At 69.9% G+C, this 17,716-nt stretch carries 14 protein-coding genes and 4 pseudogenes; 8 read left to right on the plus strand and 10 right to left on the minus strand.

Annotated elements, in window-relative coordinates; all coding sequences use genetic code 11:
* Positions 1–473: 473 nt before the first annotated feature.
* From ACFWP5_RS11810 to ACFWP5_RS11830, 5 genes are all read left to right on the plus strand, one after another.
* Entirely contained in the window at positions 474–986 is a 513-nt protein-coding gene (locus ACFWP5_RS11810) for a YbaK/EbsC family protein (protein ID WP_384154012.1), read from the plus strand.
* Positions 983–1,828, plus strand: a complete 846-nt coding sequence (locus ACFWP5_RS11815) for a DMT family transporter (RefSeq protein WP_384154014.1) — start codon at positions 983–985, stop codon at positions 1,826–1,828. Before ACFWP5_RS11810 ends, ACFWP5_RS11815 begins: the two co-directional genes overlap by 4 nt.
* Before the next feature lie 120 nt (positions 1,829–1,948).
* Positions 1,949–2,890 (plus strand): ABC transporter ATP-binding protein, encoded by a 942-nt coding sequence (locus ACFWP5_RS11820; RefSeq protein ID WP_384154016.1) that lies wholly within the window; start codon positions 1,949–1,951, stop codon positions 2,888–2,890.
* Complete coding sequence (locus tag ACFWP5_RS11825; RefSeq protein WP_384154018.1) at positions 2,887–4,236, plus strand: ABC transporter permease; 1,350 nt, start codon at positions 2,887–2,889, stop codon at positions 4,234–4,236. The genes ACFWP5_RS11820 and ACFWP5_RS11825 overlap by 4 nt, the downstream gene beginning before the upstream one ends.
* 13 nt (positions 4,237–4,249) lie before the next feature.
* Positions 4,250–7,003, plus strand: coding sequence for an alkaline phosphatase family protein (locus tag ACFWP5_RS11830; protein ID WP_384154020.1), 2,754 nt, complete (start codon positions 4,250–4,252; stop codon positions 7,001–7,003).
* Between the two features lie 523 nt (positions 7,004–7,526).
* On the opposite strand, the gene chrA is transcribed toward ACFWP5_RS11830, so the two are convergent.
* Positions 7,527–8,711 carry a chromate efflux transporter gene (gene chrA, locus ACFWP5_RS11835; RefSeq protein ID WP_384154022.1) on the minus strand — a complete coding sequence of 395 codons (1,185 nt, stop codon included), beginning with the start codon at positions 8,709–8,711 and terminating at the stop codon, positions 7,527–7,529.
* 235 nt (positions 8,712–8,946) lie between these two features.
* Between chrA and ACFWP5_RS11840 the strand changes: the two are divergent.
* A pseudogene (locus ACFWP5_RS11840) lies at positions 8,947–9,066 on the plus strand (EamA family transporter); the annotation flags it as partial.
* 20 nt (positions 9,067–9,086) lie between these two features.
* Here the strand turns inward: ACFWP5_RS11840 and ACFWP5_RS11845 are convergent.
* From ACFWP5_RS11845 to ACFWP5_RS11870, 6 genes and pseudogenes are all read right to left on the minus strand, one after another.
* Positions 9,087–9,368 carry a hypothetical protein gene (locus ACFWP5_RS11845; RefSeq protein WP_384154024.1) on the minus strand — a complete coding sequence of 94 codons (282 nt, stop codon included), beginning with the start codon at positions 9,366–9,368 and terminating at the stop codon, positions 9,087–9,089.
* Between the two features lie 93 nt (positions 9,369–9,461).
* A complete protein-coding gene (locus ACFWP5_RS11850) occupies positions 9,462–9,890 on the minus strand; it encodes a RidA family protein (RefSeq protein ID WP_384154026.1) in 429 nt (142 codons plus the stop codon).
* Positions 9,891–9,918: 28 nt separating this feature from the next.
* Positions 9,919–11,094, minus strand: a complete 1,176-nt coding sequence (locus ACFWP5_RS11855) for a serine hydrolase domain-containing protein (protein ID WP_384154027.1) — start codon at positions 11,092–11,094, stop codon at positions 9,919–9,921.
* 37 nt (positions 11,095–11,131) lie between these two features.
* Positions 11,132–11,587 carry an organic hydroperoxide resistance protein gene (locus ACFWP5_RS11860; RefSeq protein WP_384154029.1) on the minus strand — a complete coding sequence of 152 codons (456 nt, stop codon included), beginning with the start codon at positions 11,585–11,587 and terminating at the stop codon, positions 11,132–11,134.
* A gap of 123 nt (positions 11,588–11,710) precedes the next feature.
* On the minus strand, positions 11,711–12,187 hold the full coding sequence (locus ACFWP5_RS11865) for a MarR family winged helix-turn-helix transcriptional regulator (protein WP_384154031.1): 477 nt from the start codon (positions 12,185–12,187) through the stop codon (positions 11,711–11,713).
* A pseudogene (locus tag ACFWP5_RS11870) lies at positions 12,184–12,366 on the minus strand (cobalt ABC transporter ATP-binding protein); the annotation flags it as partial. The pseudogene ACFWP5_RS11870 and the gene ACFWP5_RS11865, both read right to left, overlap by 4 nt.
* Positions 12,367–12,750: 384 nt before the next feature.
* On the opposite strand from ACFWP5_RS11870, the pseudogene ACFWP5_RS11875 reads away from it, so the two are divergent.
* Positions 12,751–13,023, plus strand: a pseudogene (locus tag ACFWP5_RS11875) (RNA-guided endonuclease InsQ/TnpB family protein); the annotation flags it as partial.
* A gap of 70 nt (positions 13,024–13,093) precedes the next feature.
* On the opposite strand, the pseudogene ACFWP5_RS11880 reads toward ACFWP5_RS11875, so the two are convergent.
* Positions 13,094–13,413 (minus strand): annotated as a pseudogene (locus tag ACFWP5_RS11880) (energy-coupling factor ABC transporter permease); the annotation flags it as partial.
* 196 nt (positions 13,414–13,609) lie between these two features.
* On the opposite strand from ACFWP5_RS11880, the gene ACFWP5_RS11885 reads away from it, so the two are divergent.
* A complete protein-coding gene (locus ACFWP5_RS11885) occupies positions 13,610–13,966 on the plus strand; it encodes an SsgA family sporulation/cell division regulator (protein ID WP_384154033.1) in 357 nt (118 codons plus the stop codon).
* 81 nt (positions 13,967–14,047) lie between these two features.
* Here the strand turns inward: ACFWP5_RS11885 and ACFWP5_RS11890 are convergent, their stop codons facing one another.
* Both ACFWP5_RS11890 and ACFWP5_RS11895 read right to left on the minus strand, forming a co-directional pair.
* Complete coding sequence (locus tag ACFWP5_RS11890) at positions 14,048–15,727, minus strand: penicillin-binding transpeptidase domain-containing protein (RefSeq protein WP_384154035.1); 1,680 nt, start codon at positions 15,725–15,727, stop codon at positions 14,048–14,050.
* A gap of 131 nt (positions 15,728–15,858) precedes the next feature.
* Positions 15,859–17,490, minus strand: coding sequence for a penicillin-binding transpeptidase domain-containing protein (locus ACFWP5_RS11895; protein WP_384154037.1), 1,632 nt, complete (start codon positions 17,488–17,490; stop codon positions 15,859–15,861).
* Positions 17,491–17,716: the final 226 nt, after the last annotated feature.

A 17,716-nucleotide genomic window follows, 5' to 3' on the forward strand; every position in this document is an offset into this window, starting at 1 on the left:
CTTGGTCTCTTGGTCTCTTGCGCAGTAAGTCCCCACCGGCCGGTAGCCGCTGAGCCGGCCCGGCGTGCAGGCGAGACGCCAGCGCGCGTCCCCTCGCCCCCGGCCCGGAGTTGCGTGCACGCCCATGGGGTCGGCCCCCACCCGTACCCCCCTCCCCCCACTCGGGGTTGGCCGCTGAGCCGGCCCGGCGTGCTGGCGAGGCGCGAGCGCGCCCTCCGCTCCGGCCCGGAACGCAGTACAGGCAAGGGGGTTCATCCCTTGGTCACCCATCCCTCGGGGCCGCTCGCTCGCTTCTGAAACGGGATTGTGTGAGGTGAGTCAAGGGTGGAGCGGAGCGGAATCGGCGTAGCCGACGCGACCGCAGGGAGCGCCCTTTACTCGGCTCACGCAATCCCGACACTGGCCAAGAAGCGGGCGGTCCGACGGTCGGAACTCAGTCGCAGGCCCAGTACACCCACCGCTACCGTGCCTGCATGAGCATGAACAACACCGAAGACGACAACACCGGCGCCAACCCCCGATTCGCCGAGGCGCTACGGGAGTTGGGGCTAGGGGACCTGCTCGGTCGTATTCGGCGCTTCCCGGACGCCACCCGTACCGCAGCCGAGGCCGCCGCCGCGATCGGATGCGAGTTGAGTGAGATCTGCAAGTCGTTGATCTTCGCGGCGGACGGGGTTCCGGTCCTGGTGCTCATGGACGGGGCGTCCCGCGTGGATGTGGACCTCGTCCGACGGGAACTCGGAGTCGAGAAGGTCACGCGGGCCAAGGTGGACGTCGTACGGGAGACGACCGGGTATGCCATCGGTGGCGTGCCCCCCTTTGGGCATCGTACGAAGACTCGCGTGCTCGCCGATCGGTCGTTGCTCGCGCATGACGTCGTATGGGCCGCCGCAGGCAATCCGCACGCCGTGTTCCCCATGGAGCCCAAGGAACTCGTCGCGCACGCCGGTGCCACCCTGGTGGATGTGCGCGAGCAGTCCTCGTGACTCCGGAGGTCGCCGCCGCCGTCCTCCTCGCCGCCGTCACCCACGCGTGTTGGAACGCCCTCGCCCACCGCATCACGGACAAGCTCGTCGGGTTCACGCTCATCGCGGGCGGCGGGACGGTGATCGGGTTGGCGTTGGCGCCGTTCGCCGCGTTCCCGGCGGCCGAGGCGTGGCCGTATCTGATCGTGTCGGCGGTCATCCACGTCGTGTACTTCGTGCTGTTGATGAAGTCCTTCCGGCTGGGGGACTTCGGGCAGGCTTACCCCATCGCGCGCGGCACAGCGCCCCTCCTCGTGACCGTCCTCGCCGCCGTCTTCGCCCACGAGGTGCCGAACGCCTGGGCCGCCGCCGGCATCGTCCTGTCGTGCACGGGCCTGACCGGCGTCGCCCTGTGGGGAATGCGCGGGCGGCGGCCCAACTGGCCCGCGATCGGGGCCGCGTTGGCGACGGGGGTGTCGATCGCCGCGTACACCGTCGTCGACGGACTGGGCGTGCGCGCTTCGGGGACCTCGCTCGGGTACATCGCCTGGCTGATGGGGATGGAGGGCTTGGTCGTCCCGGCGTACGCACTGCACCGCTGGCGGGGCCAATTCGTCACGAAGCTACGGCCGTTCGCCGCCGTCGGCTTCCTCGGCGCGGCCCTGTCCGTGACCGCGTACGGCCTCGTCCTGTGGGCCCAGACCCGCGCCGAACTCGCCCCTGTCGCCGCCCTGCGCGAGTCGTCGATCATCGTCGGCGCGGCGATCGGTGCCGTGTTCTTCAAGGAGCGGTTCGGGGCGCCGCGTATCGCCGCCGCCGTACTGCTCGTGGCCGGGATCGGGCTGATGTTGCGGGCAGGTTGACCGTTCCTTCACCCGGCTTGCCGACGACTTGACGATCCGTTTCCTGGGCGTTCAGACGGCTGTCTGTGTGTGTGATGTGTGGTGCCCCTAGGGTCCCTGAGGATTCGAAAGAAGGGGCACATGGAGAGACTCCACGCGGTCCGGGCCGGCGAGGTCACCAAGTGTTTCGGCGACGTCGTCGCGCTCGACGGCGTCGATCTGGACGTGACGCAGGGACAGATCCACGGTCTGGTCGGGCCGAACGGGGCCGGCAAGACGACTTTGCTCGGGCTCCTGTTGGGCCTGGCCGTCGCCGACAGCGGCCGCCTGGAGATTCTCGGTACGCCGGTCGGGCGGGCGTTCGCCGCTCCCGACGGGGTCGCCGGGTTCGTGGACGGGCCCGGTCTCTATCCCTCGCTCACCGCCCGGCAGAACCTCGCCGCGCTGGCCGCTCTCCGCGGCCATGACGCGCGGACGGCGGGGATCGACGACGTGCTCGACCAGGTCGGGCTCACCGATGTCGCCGACGACCGGGCCCGCGGCTTCTCGCTCGGTATGCGCCAGCGGCTCGGGCTCGCCGCCGCCCTGCTCACCAAGCCCCGTCTGCTCGTGCTCGACGAACCGTCCAACGGCCTTGATCCGGCGGGCAAGAGACAAGTGCACGGTGTCCTCACCCGGCTCGCCGCCGACGGGACCAGCGTGGTGCTCTCCAGCCACCGTATGGACGATGTGGAGGCGCTGTGCTCCGAGGTCACCATCCTCGCCACCGGACGGGTCGTCTTCTCCGGCCCGTTGAGCAAGCTGGCCGCCGAGAGTCGTGAACTCGAGTACCGGTTGCGGACTTCCGATCCGCGGGCCGCGCGCGTGATTGCCGCCGAGGCGGGCGGGGTTCGGGTCGTCGACGACGTCGAGGCACGGCAGGACGCCGAGGTGTTCGTCGTGCGCGCGATGGTGCCCGCCCTCGACGAACTGGTGGCGGGTCTCGTGCGGTCGGGCATCGCGGTGCGCGAGCTCGCCCCCGTGGTGTCGCCCCTTGAGACCGCGTTCCTCGCGCTCACGGAGCAGCAGGAGGCCGACCGGTGACCGCGACCGTTGTCGCCGAACAGGCCGCCGTAGCCCGCCGTGTCCCGGTCGCGCGCAGCTACCGTTTCGAGCTGGTCAAGCTGGTCTCGCAGTGGCGGATCCGCCTGTTGGTTCTCGTGTGCTGGGTCGCGCCGGCGCTCTTCGTGGCCGGGGTCAGCGGGCAGAGCACGCTCCCCTCCGACACTCTCTTCGGCCGCTGGATGCACGCCACGGGGTGGGCAGGACCGCTGGTGATGCTGGGTTTCGCGGGCAGTTGGGCGTTGCCGCTGCTGACGTCGTTGGTCGCCGGTGACGTGTTCGCCTCCGAGGACCGGCTCGGCACCTGGCGTCATCTGCTGGTGGCGGTCCGCTCGCCTGCGCGGATCTTCGTGGCGAAGTCGCTGGCCAGCCTCACCGTCATCCTCGTTCTGGTGGCCGGGATGGCCTGTTCCAGCGCGGCCGGCGGGCTCGTGGCGGTCGGCAACCAGCCGTTGGTCGGCCTCGACGGTCACCTGCTGGCGCCGGGGGACGCGGCCGGTCAGGTCCTGCTCGCCTGGCTCTGTGCCCTCGCCCCGACCCTGGCCCTCGCCGCGATCGGACTCCTCGGGTCGGTCGCGCTGGGGCGCTCCTCGATGGGACTGCTGCTGCCCGTACTGGTCGCGCTGGCGATGCAGGTCGCCCAGATGCTGCCGTTGCCCGTCGCGGTGCGCCTCGCCCTGCCCGGCTACGCCTTCATCGCCTGGAACGGACTGTTCACCGGCCCGGCCCAGCTCGCCCCGCTCCTGATCGGCATCGCGGTCAGCCTGGTGTGGGCCGTACTCGCGACCGCGCTGGCCTATGTGCTGTTCGTACGGCGCGACTTCACCAACCCGGCCTACGACGGTTCCGGGCGCCGCGCGATCACCCTCGGGCTGCTGCCGCTGGCCGCGCTGACCGCCGTCACCGTGGGGGCGGTCGCCGTGGCGACACCGTCGACGGGCTCCGGGATCGAGCAGGAGAAGGTGCAGAAGTCCCTCGCGACGGTGTTCGCGCACCTCTATCGCCTCCAGACGCGGCAACTCCACCGGCCCGCAGTCACCGAGGCCCAGTTGCGGACCACGGCGGCGTGCACCAAGAGCGACGGCCAGGCCGCCCAGGAGGGCGCGGGCAACGACTGGCGTTGCGTCGTGAGCTGGCATCTCCCCGGGGTCGCGGTCACGGGGACGGCGATCTACCAGCTCGACATCACCTCGGACGGGCGGTTCGTGGCGGACGGCGACGGTCCCAAGGAGGTCAACGGCTACTTCCTGGTGCGGACTTCGACCGGTGACGCCCCCAATCCGCTGTGGCAGTTCGACGGCAATGTCGAGTTGCTCGACACCCACTGAAGGGAACAGTTCCGTGCAGGTAACCCGCCAGCGTCGGATCAACGAGAAGAAGCAGGTCAACCTCTTCGGCAGACACGTCGGTCGCCGTGCACTGCTGGTGACGACGGGTATCGCCGTCACCCTCGGTGTCACGGGCACCGCGGTCGCCTCGACGTACCAGTTCGGCACCCAGCAGGTCGGCCAGACCACCGCCAACGGCCAGGTCATCTCCAGCGACCAGTACATCAAGCCGTACGGCAGCCGTACCGTCCTCAACGACGGCAAGATCATGTCGTCGACGGTCAGCCCGGACGGCACCCGCCTCGCGGCCTCGGTCGCCGACGGTGACGCATCCCTGGTGGTCATGGACCTGGCCACCGGTCAGGTGAAGCAGAAGATCGGCACCTCCGCGGCCGACGACTTGCGCATCAGCAGCGGTGCCGTCGGCCAGGAAGGCCCGACGTACTCGCCCGACGGCAAGCAGCTGTGGCTGGGGCAGGCGGGCGGCTACACCAAGTTCACCGTCAACGCAGACGGCACCCTCTCCGGCCCGACGGCCGTCCCGATCGCGGCCGACGGTGCCAAGCAGGCGCTGGTGGGCGCGGCCGTGTTCTCCGCCGACGGCTCCACCGTGTACTCCGCGGTCAACGGCCAGAACAAGGTGGTCGCCATCGACGCGGCGACCGGAACCATCAAGCAGAGCTGGGCAGTCGGCACCGCCCCGCGCGGTATCGCCCTGGTCGGCGGCAAGCTGTACGTCAGCAACGAGGGCGGGCGCCCGGCGAAGGCCGGCGACACCACCATCAACTCCTACGGCACCGACGTGCCGGCGAATCCGAACACGGGCGCCAGCACCACCGGCACGGTCAGCGTCATCGACACCGCGGACCCGTCCGCCGCCGTCGGCACCATCGCCGTAGGACTGCACCCGACCGCTGTGTACGCCAAGAAGGGCGCGGTGTTCGTCACCAACACCGCCGACAACAGCGTGTCGGTCATCGACACCCGCAAGGACAAGGTCGTCCAGACCATCGCCACCCAGCCGTGGCCCGAGGCATCGGTCGGCTACGAGCCCAACGCGGTGACGCTCACCGACGACGGCCGGCTGCTGGTGACGCTCGGCCGCGCCAACGCGGTCGCCGTCTACCGCTACACCTCCCCGCAGCAGCCCGCCCGCTACGTCGGCCTGCTCCCCACGGACTACTTCCCCTCGGGGATCACCACCGTCGGCAAGACGGTCGTCGTCTCCAACACCCGTGGCATCGACGCGCTCCGCCCCGACGCCGCCGGCCACAACACCCACGACACGACGTCGAGCCTGACGCAGTTCACGCTGCCGAGCGACCTCGTCGTCAGGTCACAGACGGCCAAGGTCTTCAAGCAGAACGGCTGGACGGCCGGCTCGGTCAGCACGGCCAAGGGCAAGAGTCACGCGAAGGCTGTCCCGGTCCCGGCGCGGCTCGGCGACCCCTCGACGATCAAGCACGTGTTCCTGCTCGTCAAGGAGAACCGCACCTACGACCAGGTCTTCGGCGACCTCCCGCAGGGCAACGGCAACTCCTCGCTCACCCAGTTCGGCGAGAACGTGACGCCCAACCAGCACGCGCTGGCCCAGCAGTTCGGGCTCTACGACAACTTCTACGACATCGGCACCAACTCCGCCGAGGGCCACAACTGGCTGATGCAGTCGGACAACCCGGAGTACACCGAGTCCTCGGCCGGCGAGTACACGCGCAGCTACGACACCGAGAACGACGTCCTCGGCCACCAGAAGGCCGGCTTCATCTGGACCGGCGCGCAGGCGGCCGGGAAGACCGTCAAGGACTTCGGCGAGTTCCAGTCGCTGGAGACCAAGCCGTCCGGCGCGAGCTGGCAGAACCTGTACTGCGACAGCAAGAACATGGCCGCGACCGGCGCGCAGACCGCCTACCCCATCAAGACGGGCTCGGCGATCCCCTCCCTCAACAACGTGTCGGTGCAGGGCTTCCCGCTGTTCGACCTCGACGTCCCGGACATCTACAAAGAGCAGATCTGGAAGCAGGACTTCGAGAAGAACGGCCCGGCGAACCTGAACATGTTCTGGTTCTCCAACGACCACACGGGCGGCCCGGCGAACGCGGCCGCCGAGGTCGCCGACAACGACCTCGCGGTCGGCCGGATGGTCGACGAGATCACGCACAGCAAGGACTGGAAGGACTCGGCGATCTTCGTCGTCGAGGACGACTCCCAGGCCGGCCTCGACCACGTCGACGGCCACCGCGCCCCCGTCCAGGTCATCAGCCCGTACGCCAAGCACGGCACGGTCGACGACCACTACTACTCGCAGATCACCATGGTCCGCACCATCGAGCAGATCCTCGGGATCCACCCGATGAACCAGCTCGACAGCGCGGCCACCCCGATGTACGGGGCGTTCACGAAGAAGGCCGACGACACCCCGTTCACGGCGGTCCCCAACCGGACCTCGCTGACCCTCGGCGTGAGCCCCCAGCCGTCCTGCGGCTCGGACACTCCGGCGGCCCAGGACACCAGGGCGGCGGCGGCACCGACGACGGTCTCGGTGCCGGCGGCCGAGAAGACGGTCGCGGCCCAGTGGAAGACCTGGGCGTCGCACCAGCGGCTGACCGGCCCGCACGCCGTACCGGACTACGCCAACCCCACCCAGATGAACCGCTACACCTGGTACCAGACCCACAACTGGACCAAGCCGTACCCCGGCGACAGCAAGATCTACGCGCCCAACGACGTACCGGGCGCCTACCTCCCGTCGTCGGAGTCCGACGGCTGACACACAGCCCCATCGCGTCGAGGGCCCCTGGCCGGCGTCACCGTCGGCCAGGGCATGCCGAATCTCCGGGCACCGCCCTTTCCGATCTGCTGGGCCTGGCGCGCCATGGACACCGCAGCTGCCGACCGTCCGTCGGTGACCTACGACCGTATCGGCGCCGGAAACAGGGACGTACGACGTCCCGATCCCCGGCCGCACGCCGTGATCCATCACCGGCCCGACCGGTACCGCGGACCCGGCGACCGCGCCGCGACGCCCGCAGGCGGGTCGTCTTCACCTGGGGCCCCACCCGTCGCCCGGAGTACTACCTCGACTGCTCGGACAGCAAGGCACGGACTGCGGATACCGGCCGCTCATCGCGGGCGAGTGGTTCGTCAGCCTCAACTGTGCGCCGGGCAGGCCTTGTTGTCCCAGCGCGAGGTGGGGGAGTCACCGTCTCACCGGGTTCGCGGTGTCGCTCTGTTCCGATGCCGGCCGGGGGCTTGCGGCGGGACTGTGAGGTGTTTTCCCGCGTTGCGGGTCGTCAGGTCACCGACCAGCCGACCAGCGCCGCCACCACGCCGAGGGCACCCGCTCCGAGCAGGGCGCTGACCACGCCGCGGCGGGCGGCCAGCAGCCAGATGGCTGCGCCGGCGAGTACGCCGAACTGCCAGGCGTGCTGCAAGGCCAGGGCCAGCGGGATCGCTGACCCGGCGATCGCGCCGATCACCGCGGGGCCGGCACCGGTCAGGAACGCCTGCACCCGCGGATCGGCCCGCAACCGGTCGAACCGGGGCCCGCCGAGGATCACGAACAGAAAGGACGGGGCGAACGCGACCGCGGCGGCCAGCAGCCCGCCTCCCACGCCGGCGGCGGCATAGCCGACCACCGCGACGGTCTGTACCACCGGACCCGGGGTGATCTGCCCCAACGCGACGGCGTTCAGGAACTGCCCGTCACTCATCCAGTGGTAGTGGTCGACCGCGTCGGCCTGCATCAGTGGAATGATCACGAAGCCGCCGCCGTAGGACAGCGCACCGATTTTCAGCGCCACCCACACCAGCGCCGGCAGCCCGCCACCGGCCGCCGGAGCGGATGCCAGTAGGGGCCACGACCGCAAGCGCCGGACCGCTCCCGGCCCGGCGTCCGTCCGCACGGTGACCTCCACCAGACCGGCGGCGATCAGCACCAGGACCAGCCACGGCCCGGTCAGCGCCGCCGCCGTCCCGCCGGCCAGGCCGTAGCCGATCCACCGGGCCCGCGCCGGCCGCGCGGGCCCGGCCCGTTTCCAGCTCGCCGGGACCAGCGACCAGGCCGCCTGCACCGCCACGGCCGCCACCGCCGACCCCGCACCGGCCGCCGCGCCCCGCACCCACAACGGCGGGTCCCCGGCCAGGAACAGCGCGGCCAGCGCCAGGATCAGCACCAGGCCCGGCGCGATGAAGCACACTCCGCCCACCACGGCGCCGGCAACTCCCCGCAGTCGCCACGCGGCGAAGATCGCCAGCTGTGTCGACGCCGGCCCCGGCAGCAGATTCGTCGCGGCGATTCCGTCCTCGAACTCCTCAGCCGTGATCCATGTGCGGCGCTCGACACACAACTGCCGCAGCAGCGCGATATGCGTCGGCGGCCCACCGAACCCGATGCAGCCGATCCCGCCCCACTCCCGGGCGATCGTCACCAACCCCACCCGGGGCCCGTCCACCCGGCCCTCGTCCGCCACCGTCACGTCGCTCTCTTCCCCACCTCACCGACCCACCAGCGGCGCGACCCTACCGGCCGTGAGCGAACGGACAACGACGACCGGGCCGGGCCTCCGCCCGCCGGAGAGACCTGGGTGACAGGCGCGCCGTCCTCGACCGCGCGGCGCGCTGCCCACCCCGTCCGTTGGCGGCCACGTGGACGTGGACTGCTTAGGCACGCAGCTGAACGGCTCATGACACACACTGCATGAGCCGGGTATGACATCGATCATCGGCGGCGCGGCCATCGGAGCAGTCTTCTTCGAGGAACGCTTCGGAGCCCCACGCGTCGCGGCAGCAGGCCTCTTGGTCGTCGGCATCGGACTGATGCTGCGCGCCGGTTGGGGTTCCGCGGCACAGGCTCAGTCCCGGCGGATCGAGAACAGGCGTGCTGTCACCGTCAGCACCAGCGCGACCGCGATGAGGTACAGGCCGAGGCGAGCTTGGGGGACAGTCGGTGACCACACCCGCCAGGTCGACTCCGCGGAGGTCTCGGCTGCCAGGAAGGAACCGTAGGAACTGGACTGCAGCGTGGCGGGTGTGTTCATCTCGCCGCGTATCCACAGCAGCGCGCCTATGACGGCGCAGGTCGCGGATATCGCGTACAGGACCGGGACGCGGAGTGGGACGTCGGCTCTGCTCACGGTTCTCCCCCGATCTCCGCCGACCCTCCGTCGGCGACGCACGAGAGTATCGGTATCGGATACGGCGACATCCGACGACCCGGGCCGCGCCCGTCAGGGTCGCCGTACCGCCACCGCGTCCACCTCGAACAGCATCCCGGGCAGCGCGAGAAACGCGACCCCGCTGAGGGTCTGGGCCGGTAGGCGGTCGCCGAAGTGGGTGTGGAGTGCCTTGCCGAGGGTCTCCAGCTTGTCGAGGTCGTGGTCGACGATGAACGTGCCTAGGCGGACCACGTGTTCGAAGTCGAGGCCCACTGCCTCCAGTGCCGATCGCAGTCGGGTGAACGCCACCTCCACCTGTGCCGCGAAGTCGCCCGGTACCGGCGTGCCCGTCTCGTCGGAGGCGTACTGGCCGGCGATGAAGACGAGTTCACCGGGTGCCGAGACCGCGTGGCTGTAGCCGAACGGGGTCGGGTCGTGGAGCGCGGGCGGGTTGGTGATCGTGCGGGCGTCGGCGTCGGCGGCATCGTTCTTGGGCGTCATGGACGGGGAACCTCCCGGTCGGCCCGGTTCATTCCGCTGACGCCAAAGACGTCCGTACCGCCCTCACCAGCGCCTGTGCCCTCGGGTCCGCCGTCACGCTCTTGCGGAAGCCGTTCGTGACGTAGCCGAACGCGATGCCTGACTCCGGGTCGGCGAAGCCCAGTGCGCCGCCTCGGCCCGGGTGGCCGAAGGAGGTCTCCGACAGGAGCGGGGACGCGCTGCCGTGCAGCATGTAGCCCAGGCCGAAGCGGGTGGGGATCACGAGGACGCGGTCCGGGCCCGACGAGCGTTCCGTGCGCGCCAGTTCCGTCGTCCCCGGGGTGAACAGCCTTGCTCCGCCGTCCAGTTCGCCTATCAGTGACGCGTAGAAGCGGGCCAGTCCGTCCGCCGTCGCTATGCCGTTCGACGCGGGGAGTACGGCCGCTCGGTACGCCGGGTCGTTCTCGTCGGGCATCGGCGTGATCGCCGCGAAGGCGCGCCGGGTGAGGGAGTCGGGGTTCGCGTACGCCTCGGAGACCGACCGCTTGGGGCGGGTGTGGAGGACACCCGCGTGCGTCATCACTGGGGCTTCCACCTGCGCCACCCGGCCGACCCGGTCCGTCTCGGCCGCCGGCAGGCCCACCCACAGGTCCGCCCCGGCCGGACCGGCGATCTCGTCCGCGATCCACTCGCCGATCGACCGGCCCGTCACCCGGCGTACCAGCTCACCGGTCAGCCAGCTGTACGTCTGCGCGTGGTACCCGTGGTCCGTGCCCGGCTCCCACACCGGTGCCTGCGCCGCCACCGCCGTGGCACTGAGCACCGGGTCGGCGGCCTGCTCCGGGGTCAGCGGGTGGTCCAGTACCGGCACGCCCGCGCGGTGGGCCAGCAGGTGCCACACCAGGGTCCGTTCCTTGCCGGCCGCCTTGTACTCCGGCCAGTACTCGCCCACCGGAGCATCCAGGTCCAGTTCCCCGCGCTGCGCCAGCAGGAGGAGTACGGCGGCTGCCACACCCTTCGTCGCCGAGCGGACGATCTGGGCCGTCCCCTGCTCCCAGGGGGCGGTTCCGTCGATGTTCTTCGTGCCGCCCCACAGGTCCACGACCCGGTGCCCGTCCCGGTACACGGTCACTGCCGCGCCCCGGTCCCCGCGCGCCTCGAAGTTCCCCACGAACGCATCCCTGACCGGCTCGAAGCCCTCGGCCACCACGCCGTTCACGTCCACGTCCGCGCTCCTCGTTCCGCCGTCCCGTTCTCCTCCTTCAACCAAGCAGGATCGTCACGTCGATGTTCCCGCGGGTCGCGTTCGAGTACGGGCAGACCTCGTGCGCCGCGTCCACCAGCTTCGCCGCGATGTCCGGGTCGAGGATCGGGAGGGACACGCTCAGGGCGACCGCGAGGCCGTAGCCGCGCTGCTTGTTGGGGCCGATGCCCACCTTCGCGGCGACCGTGGAACCGGTCAGGTCGAAGCCGGCCCTACGGCCGACCAGGACCAGCGCGTTGTGGAAGCAGGAGCTGTAGCCGGCCGCGAAGAGCTGCTCGGGGTTGGTGCCGTTGCCGTCGCCGCCCAGTGCCGGGGGCATCGCGACCTGGAGGGCGAGCTGGCCGTCCTGGCTGCTGACGAAGCCGTCCCGGCCGCCGTGGGCGGTGGCCTCGGCGACGTACATGATCTTCGTGGGGCGGGTGTCGACAGCGGTGTCAGCGGTGTCATCGGTCATGGCGGGGCCTCCCCCAGGGGCGGAAACACGAGAGCGCGCAACTGCATCGTGCACAAGATACTGACCGGTAGCACGCCCTTGCCCACCAGGGGTGGGAACTCTCGGTAACCCGAGGTCAGTGGCTCAGCGGGCCCGTTCCGCCGCCGCCTCCGCGCGCTCCGCCAGCCGCCACAGCTCCCCGCGCAGGCGCTCGACCTCCGGCATCTCCAGCTCCGTCGCCGCGAGCAGCGCGCCGGGTACGCGGGTCGCGCGCTCCCTGAGGGCCGTACCGCGTTCCGTGCAGGCGACCAGTACCGAGCGCTCGTCGTGTGCCGCGCGTTCGCGGCGGACCAGACCCGCCGTCTCCAGGCGCTTGAGGAGCGGTGACACCGTGCCGTAGTCGAGGCGCAGGGCCGTCGCGAGGTCCTTGATCGGGGTCTCGCCGCGCTCCCACAGGACGAGGAGGACGAGGTACTGCGGGTAGGTCAGCTCCAACTCCTCCAGGAGTGGGCGGTACGCGGCCGTCAGCGCCCGCTGGGCCGCGTACAGCGCGAAGCACAACTGCTCGTCGAGCAGCAGCGACCCGGCAGCGGTGTGGTCCTCGTGCTCCTCGTTCGTCACGCACCCATTGTCACGGACCGCGGGTCGAACCCGAAGGGCAACTCCAGGCGATGGGCGCGCATCAACGCGTCGTCGGAGAGGAGTTCGCCGGTCTTCCCGTCCGCCGCGATCACGCCCTCGCTGAGGATGAGCGCGCGCGGGCACAACTCCAGTGCGTACGGCAGGTCGTGCGTGACCATCCCTGTTCTTCGCAGGGAATCCCGGCCTTCAGGCCGGGCGGGAATGCGATCCTCGGCGCGGAGGCACGGAGCGCCGGAGATCTCTGTGTCTGTGGGGTGAGGGTCGGACTGGACGACGAGACGGCCTTCGGCAAGTGGTGCGCGAGCGGATGAAAGTGACCGAGTTTGCTGTTGGACTCGCGCGGTTCCGCGCTGAAGCGCTCGCGCATGTCCTGTCCGAGCGCTCCGAGGCACGTCAGCATCCCGTTGTTGAAGGCTGTGCTCCGATGCCTGGGGCGGGCACCGGGTGGGCAGGGGGGCCAGATATGAAGCAATTCTCCATCTAATGTGATGACTTGATGCTCTATATGGCGCTGTAGGTGAGATGGGTATGATCAAGTGCCTGGGCTCAACAAGTCGATCAACGATGCCGGTTGGGGGGTGTTCCTGACGATCCTGCACGCCAAGGCTGAGAGCGTCGGACGGGAAGTGATCGCCGTCAACCCCCGCAACACCTCCCGCACCTGCCCCGCATGCGGGCACACCGCCAAGGAGAACCGGCCCACACAGGAAAAGTTCCACTGCGTCGTCTGCGGCCACACCGCGCACGCCGACACAGTGGGAGCCATCAACGTTCTACGGGCCGGGCTGGTCCGTCGCAACGCCCACCCGGCATAGCGAGAAGCCCCCTCGTTCACGAGGGGGAGGAGTCACGTCGGTGATGTTCACGCCGCCCGCCCGCCCCGCCGCCGAGCGCGGTCAGGCCGCCGTCCGCGAACAGGATGCCCCGCATGAGGAGGACGACCGAGACGCAGAGGACGCCTGTGTAGGGGCCCACCAGGATCGCGGCCAGCGCGCCGCCCAGGAGGTGGCCGCTGGTTCCGGCCGCCACCGGGAAGTTGAGCATCTGCACGGCGAAGATGAACGCGGCGACCAGGCCCGCCAGCGGCGCCGTCCGCTCGTCGAGTTCGCCGCGGGCGCCGCGCAGGCTCACGGCGATGGCGCCGGCGGCGACCACTCCGGTCGCGGCGGACATGGGGGCGTCGATGAACCGTCAGGCACATGCACGGGATGATTTTAGATGGTTATTGCGAGGGTTTTGCAAGAGCCAGACGCTCGCTTGTCGGTCACGCACCCTCCGTGGACCCCCGTGGATGTGAGATCTGTCGCCCCGAGGGGCGCTCCCGGGAAAATGTGCGACATTTGGGTAGTGGAAGCGGATGCATAGCTTTCGCACAGGTCACTCAGCGTAAGGGGCCGCCCGATGTCCGTAGTCGAACAGTACGCGCGAGCCCATATCGTCACCGACGAGGACGTGGACCGGCTGGACAGTGACGCGGTCCCGGTCGTCCTGCGGTACGACCCCGAATCCGATCCCCGAGCCGTCCGTATCGACCTGCCCGGACCGCATGAATGGACCTTCGACCGGGCGCTGCTGGAGCAGGGGCTGCGTGCCCCGGCCGGCAGCGGCGAGGTGCGGGTGTGGCCGTGCGGGCGGGTGCAGGCCGTGGTCGAGTTCCACTCCGAACAGGGCGTCTCCGTCGTCCAGTTCGAGACGAAGACGATCATGCGGTTCCTGCGGCGGACCTACACGGCGGCGACGACGCCGGTCGCGAGCTGAGCCTCAGCGGTCACCCCGTGCCCGTCGCACGCTGAGCCTCGGAGGCCGGTCCGCACCCGTCGCGGGCCGAGCCCCGGAGGCTCAGCCTCCGAGGCTGCTGCCCAGTTTGAGCAGTGCCGCCACGATCGGGCCCGCCGTGTCGCCGCCGTGGCCGCCCGCCTGGACGACGCCCGCGGCGACGAGGTCGCCCTTGTACGCGGTGAACCAGCCGTTGGGCTTCTTCTGGCCGTCGACCTCCGCCGAGCCGGTCTTCGCGCCGTAGTCGGGACCGAGGCCGGCCATCGCCTTCACCGCCGTGCCGTAGTCCGCCGTGTACTTCATGACCTCCTTCAGCTCCGACTGGGTCGTCGACGACATCGTGCGCGAGGCCTTCGCGATCGTGCGGTTGTCGACCGTGGGCGAGACCAGGTACGGCTGGTGGAAGGTGCCCGTGTCGACCGTCGACGCCACCGACGCCATGTTCAGCGGGTTCATGCGGACGCCGCCCTGCCCGATCAGCGAGGCGCCCATCTGCGCGCCGCTCTGCACCGGGACCGAGCCGTCGAAGGTGGGGACGCCGATGGCCCAGTTGTTCATACCGAGGCCGTAGACCTGCTGGGCCTCCGTCGTCAGGTCGCTGTTGGACAGCTTGGGCGCGAAGTTGATGAAGGCGTTGTTGCAGGAGGCCCCGAAGGCCATCTTGAACGTGCCCTTCTTGATCTCCGAGTCGTCGTCGTTGTGGAAGGTCCAGCCCGCCAGCTTGTACGTCTTGGGGCAGGGGTGGGACGCGTCCGGGGTGATGAGGTTCTTCTCGAAGAGCATCGTCGACGTCACGATCTTCATCGTGGAACCGGGGGCGAGGGAACCCTGGAAGGCCACGTTGAAGCCGTGCGAGGCGTTCGCGACGGCCAGGATCTCGCCGGTCGACGGGCGCATCATGACGACCGAGGAGTTCTTCTGCTTGGTGACCTGCTGCTCGGCCGCCGCCTGGAGGGTCGGGCTGAGCGTCGTCTTCACCTTGCCGGGCGTGCCCTTGCTCAGCTCGACGAGGGTCTTGTCGGACTCCTTGGACTTCTTGCCGCGGATCACCCGCAGCTCGATGCCCGCCTTGCCGCCCGCCTTCTTGCCGAACTTCTCCCGCAGACCGTCCAGCACCGAGCCCAGCGACGGGTATTTGGCCACCGTCAGCTCGCCGCCGTCACGGTCGTACGCCTTGATCGGCGGGGTGCCGGACTCGCCCGTCACCAGGGTGTCGCCGTCCGCGAGGTCCGGGTGGACGACGGAGGCGTGCCAGGCGACGTACGGCTTGCCGTCCTTCGCGCTGCGCACGACGGTGAGTGAAGTGGCGTACGTCATCGGCTTGTTGATGCCCTTGTACGTCACCGTGCACTTCACGGAGAAGGGGACCTTGGCGCCCGCGCGGGCGCCCTCGGTGACGGTGATGCCCTTCATGTGGGCGTTCTTGGTGTACCCGGTGAGCAGGGCGGTGGCCGCCGTCGACTTGTCCGTCGTGGCGGCGGCCTGGGCGACCTTGCCCTGCTGCCAGTCGGTGAGGAACCGCTTCGCGGTCGTCTGCACCTCGGTCGCGGACAACGGGCCCGTCTTGACGGCCTTGTGGTCGGCGGTGGTCGATGTGCGCGCCTCGGCCGACGCCCCGCCGTCGTACAGCGCGTAGGCGCCGACGCCCGCGCCGACGACGGCCACGGCGATCGCCCCGCCGACCACGGCGGGTCTCGCCTTGCGCCGCTCGGCGACGACCTTTTTCTTGCCCCTCGTGCCCACAGTTCCCGATCCTCCGCGAATCCCTTTGGGCCCCCGTCGCTCTTGGCCCTCAGCCCTCACACACCCCAACGACGGGGCACAGCCTAGAGTCCCGTCCTGTGCGGGTGAGTCTCTTTGCCCGCGGAGTGAGATCAGCCACCTGCCGCCAGTACCGCCCGGACGATCGGGCCCGCGGCGTCGATGCCGTGGCCGCCGTCCTGTGTCATGGCCGCCGCCGCTACGTCGTTGCGGTAGCCGGTGAACCAACTGTTGGACTTGGACTGCCCGTCGACCTCGGCGGACCCCGTCTTCGCGCCGATGTTGCCGCCGAGCCCGGCCATGATGCCCGCCGCGGTGCCGCTGGTCGCGGTGCGGTTCATCATCGCCCGCAGTTGGGCCGAGGTACTCGCCGGCAGGCCCTGCGCGGTGGCCAGTTGGCGGTCGTCGAGGCTCTGCGCGACGAGCACCGGCTGCCGGAACGTGCCCGTCTTCGCGGTCGCCGTCACCGACGCCATGTTCAGCGGGCTCAGCTGCACCTGGCCCTGGCCGATCAGGTTGGCCGCGGTGTCCGGGCCGCCGGACGCGGGGACCGAGCCGTCGAAGGACGGGATGCCGGTCTTCCAGTTGTTCCGGCCGAGCCCGAAGCGGTCCTCGGCCTCCTTGGTCAGCGAGTCCACCTTGACCGAGTCGGCGAACTTCACGAACGCCGTGTTGCAGGAGCGGGCGAAGCTGTCGGCGAGCGTCGCGCTCTCGTCCGGCGACAGGCCCGTCAGGTTCTTGAAGGTCTGGCTCTGCCAGGTCGCGGTGGGCGGACACGGGGCCGCGCCGCTCATCGTCGTGATGTCGTTGTCGATGAGCGTGGCGGCACTGATGATCTTCATCGTCGAGCCGGGCGCCAACTGGCCCAGGAACGCGGCGTTGAAGCCGTCGTTGCGGTTGTTGGCGATCGCCAGCACCTGCCCGGTGCTCGGCTGCACGGCCACGACGGACGACTCCGAGTACTTCGTCACGGCCTTCTCGGCGGCGGCCTGCGCGCTCGCGCTGAGCGTCGTGCGCAACTTGCCGGCCTTGCCCTTCTCCAGGGTCACCAGCGTGGTGTCGGCCGAGTCCGCGACGGCGTGCTTGATCGACAGCTCGATGCCGGGCGTACCGCCCGCCTTGTCGCCGTACTTGGCGCGCAACTCGTCCAGGATCGGCCCGAGGGAGGGGTACTTCTCCTTCGTCACCACGATCCCGTCACGGTCCACGGCCTCGATCGCCGGGCTCGCGGACTCCCCGGTGACGAGCGTGTCGCCGGTCTTCAACTCCGGGTGCACGATGGACGGTTGCCAGTCGACGAGCGCCCGCCCGGTCGTCTTCCCGCGTACGACGGTCAGTTGACTCCGGTAACTGAGCGGCTTGTCGATGCCCTGGTACGACACCGTCGCCTTCACCGTGAACGGCGCGGTGGCCCCGGTCGTCGTACCGGGCGTGATCTTCACCTTCGTGATGTGCGCGGCCCCGCTGTAGGACTCCAGCACGGTGCCGGCGGCGGCGTCGTTGTTCGTGTACGACGCGGCGGTCACCGACTTCCCGTTCTCCCAGGCCGAGAAGAACTTCTTCGTCGTCTCCTCGACCTCGCCGCTGCTGGGCGGCCCGGTCTTCTTCGCCGAGGCCCCACCGACCCCGCCCACCCCGTCCGAACCGCCCAACGCGGACACGACGTTGAACGCCCCGTACCCCGCCCCGCCCACCATCACAGCGAACACACTGCCGATGACGGTGGCCTTTACCCCCTTGCGCATGACGCGGTTCCCCTCCCCGTTACGAGTCCTTCGAACTTTAAGTGGCGTGGGGGAAAGCTGTGAGGGGTGTTGCCTTTTGTTGTCCTAACAGAGATCAGCTGACTGAATCACACCGCCCGGCAGACCACGTATGTGAACGTATTGCGAACGCTGGGAGGTACCGGGCAACCGGGGGCGGGGGTCGGGGGTCGGTCGTGGTGCCGGATCCACAACCGGTCCCCAACAG

This window comes from Streptomyces sp. NPDC058469, from assembly GCF_042721125.1.
Lineage (GTDB): Bacteria > Actinomycetota > Actinomycetes > Streptomycetales > Streptomycetaceae > Streptomyces.

Excerpts from the sequence above, each read along its gene's own strand:
- ACFWP5_RS11810 (WP_384154012.1), top strand. The coding sequence starts at position 474 with ATGAGCATGAACAACACCGAAGACGACAACACCGGCGCCAACCCCCGA.
- ACFWP5_RS11820 (WP_384154016.1), top strand. The coding sequence starts at position 1,949 with ATGGAGAGACTCCACGCGGTCCGGGCCGGCGAGGTCACCAAGTGTTTC.
- ACFWP5_RS11850 (WP_384154026.1), bottom strand. The coding sequence starts at position 9,890 with ATGACGCCCAAGAACGATGCCGCCGACGCCGACGCCCGCACGATCACC.
- ACFWP5_RS11860 (WP_384154029.1), bottom strand. The coding sequence starts at position 11,587 with ATGACCGATGACACCGCTGACACCGCTGTCGACACCCGCCCCACGAAG.
- ACFWP5_RS11885 (WP_384154033.1), top strand. The coding sequence starts at position 13,610 with ATGTCCGTAGTCGAACAGTACGCGCGAGCCCATATCGTCACCGACGAG.
- ACFWP5_RS11895 (WP_384154037.1), bottom strand. The coding sequence starts at position 17,490 with ATGCGCAAGGGGGTAAAGGCCACCGTCATCGGCAGTGTGTTCGCTGTG.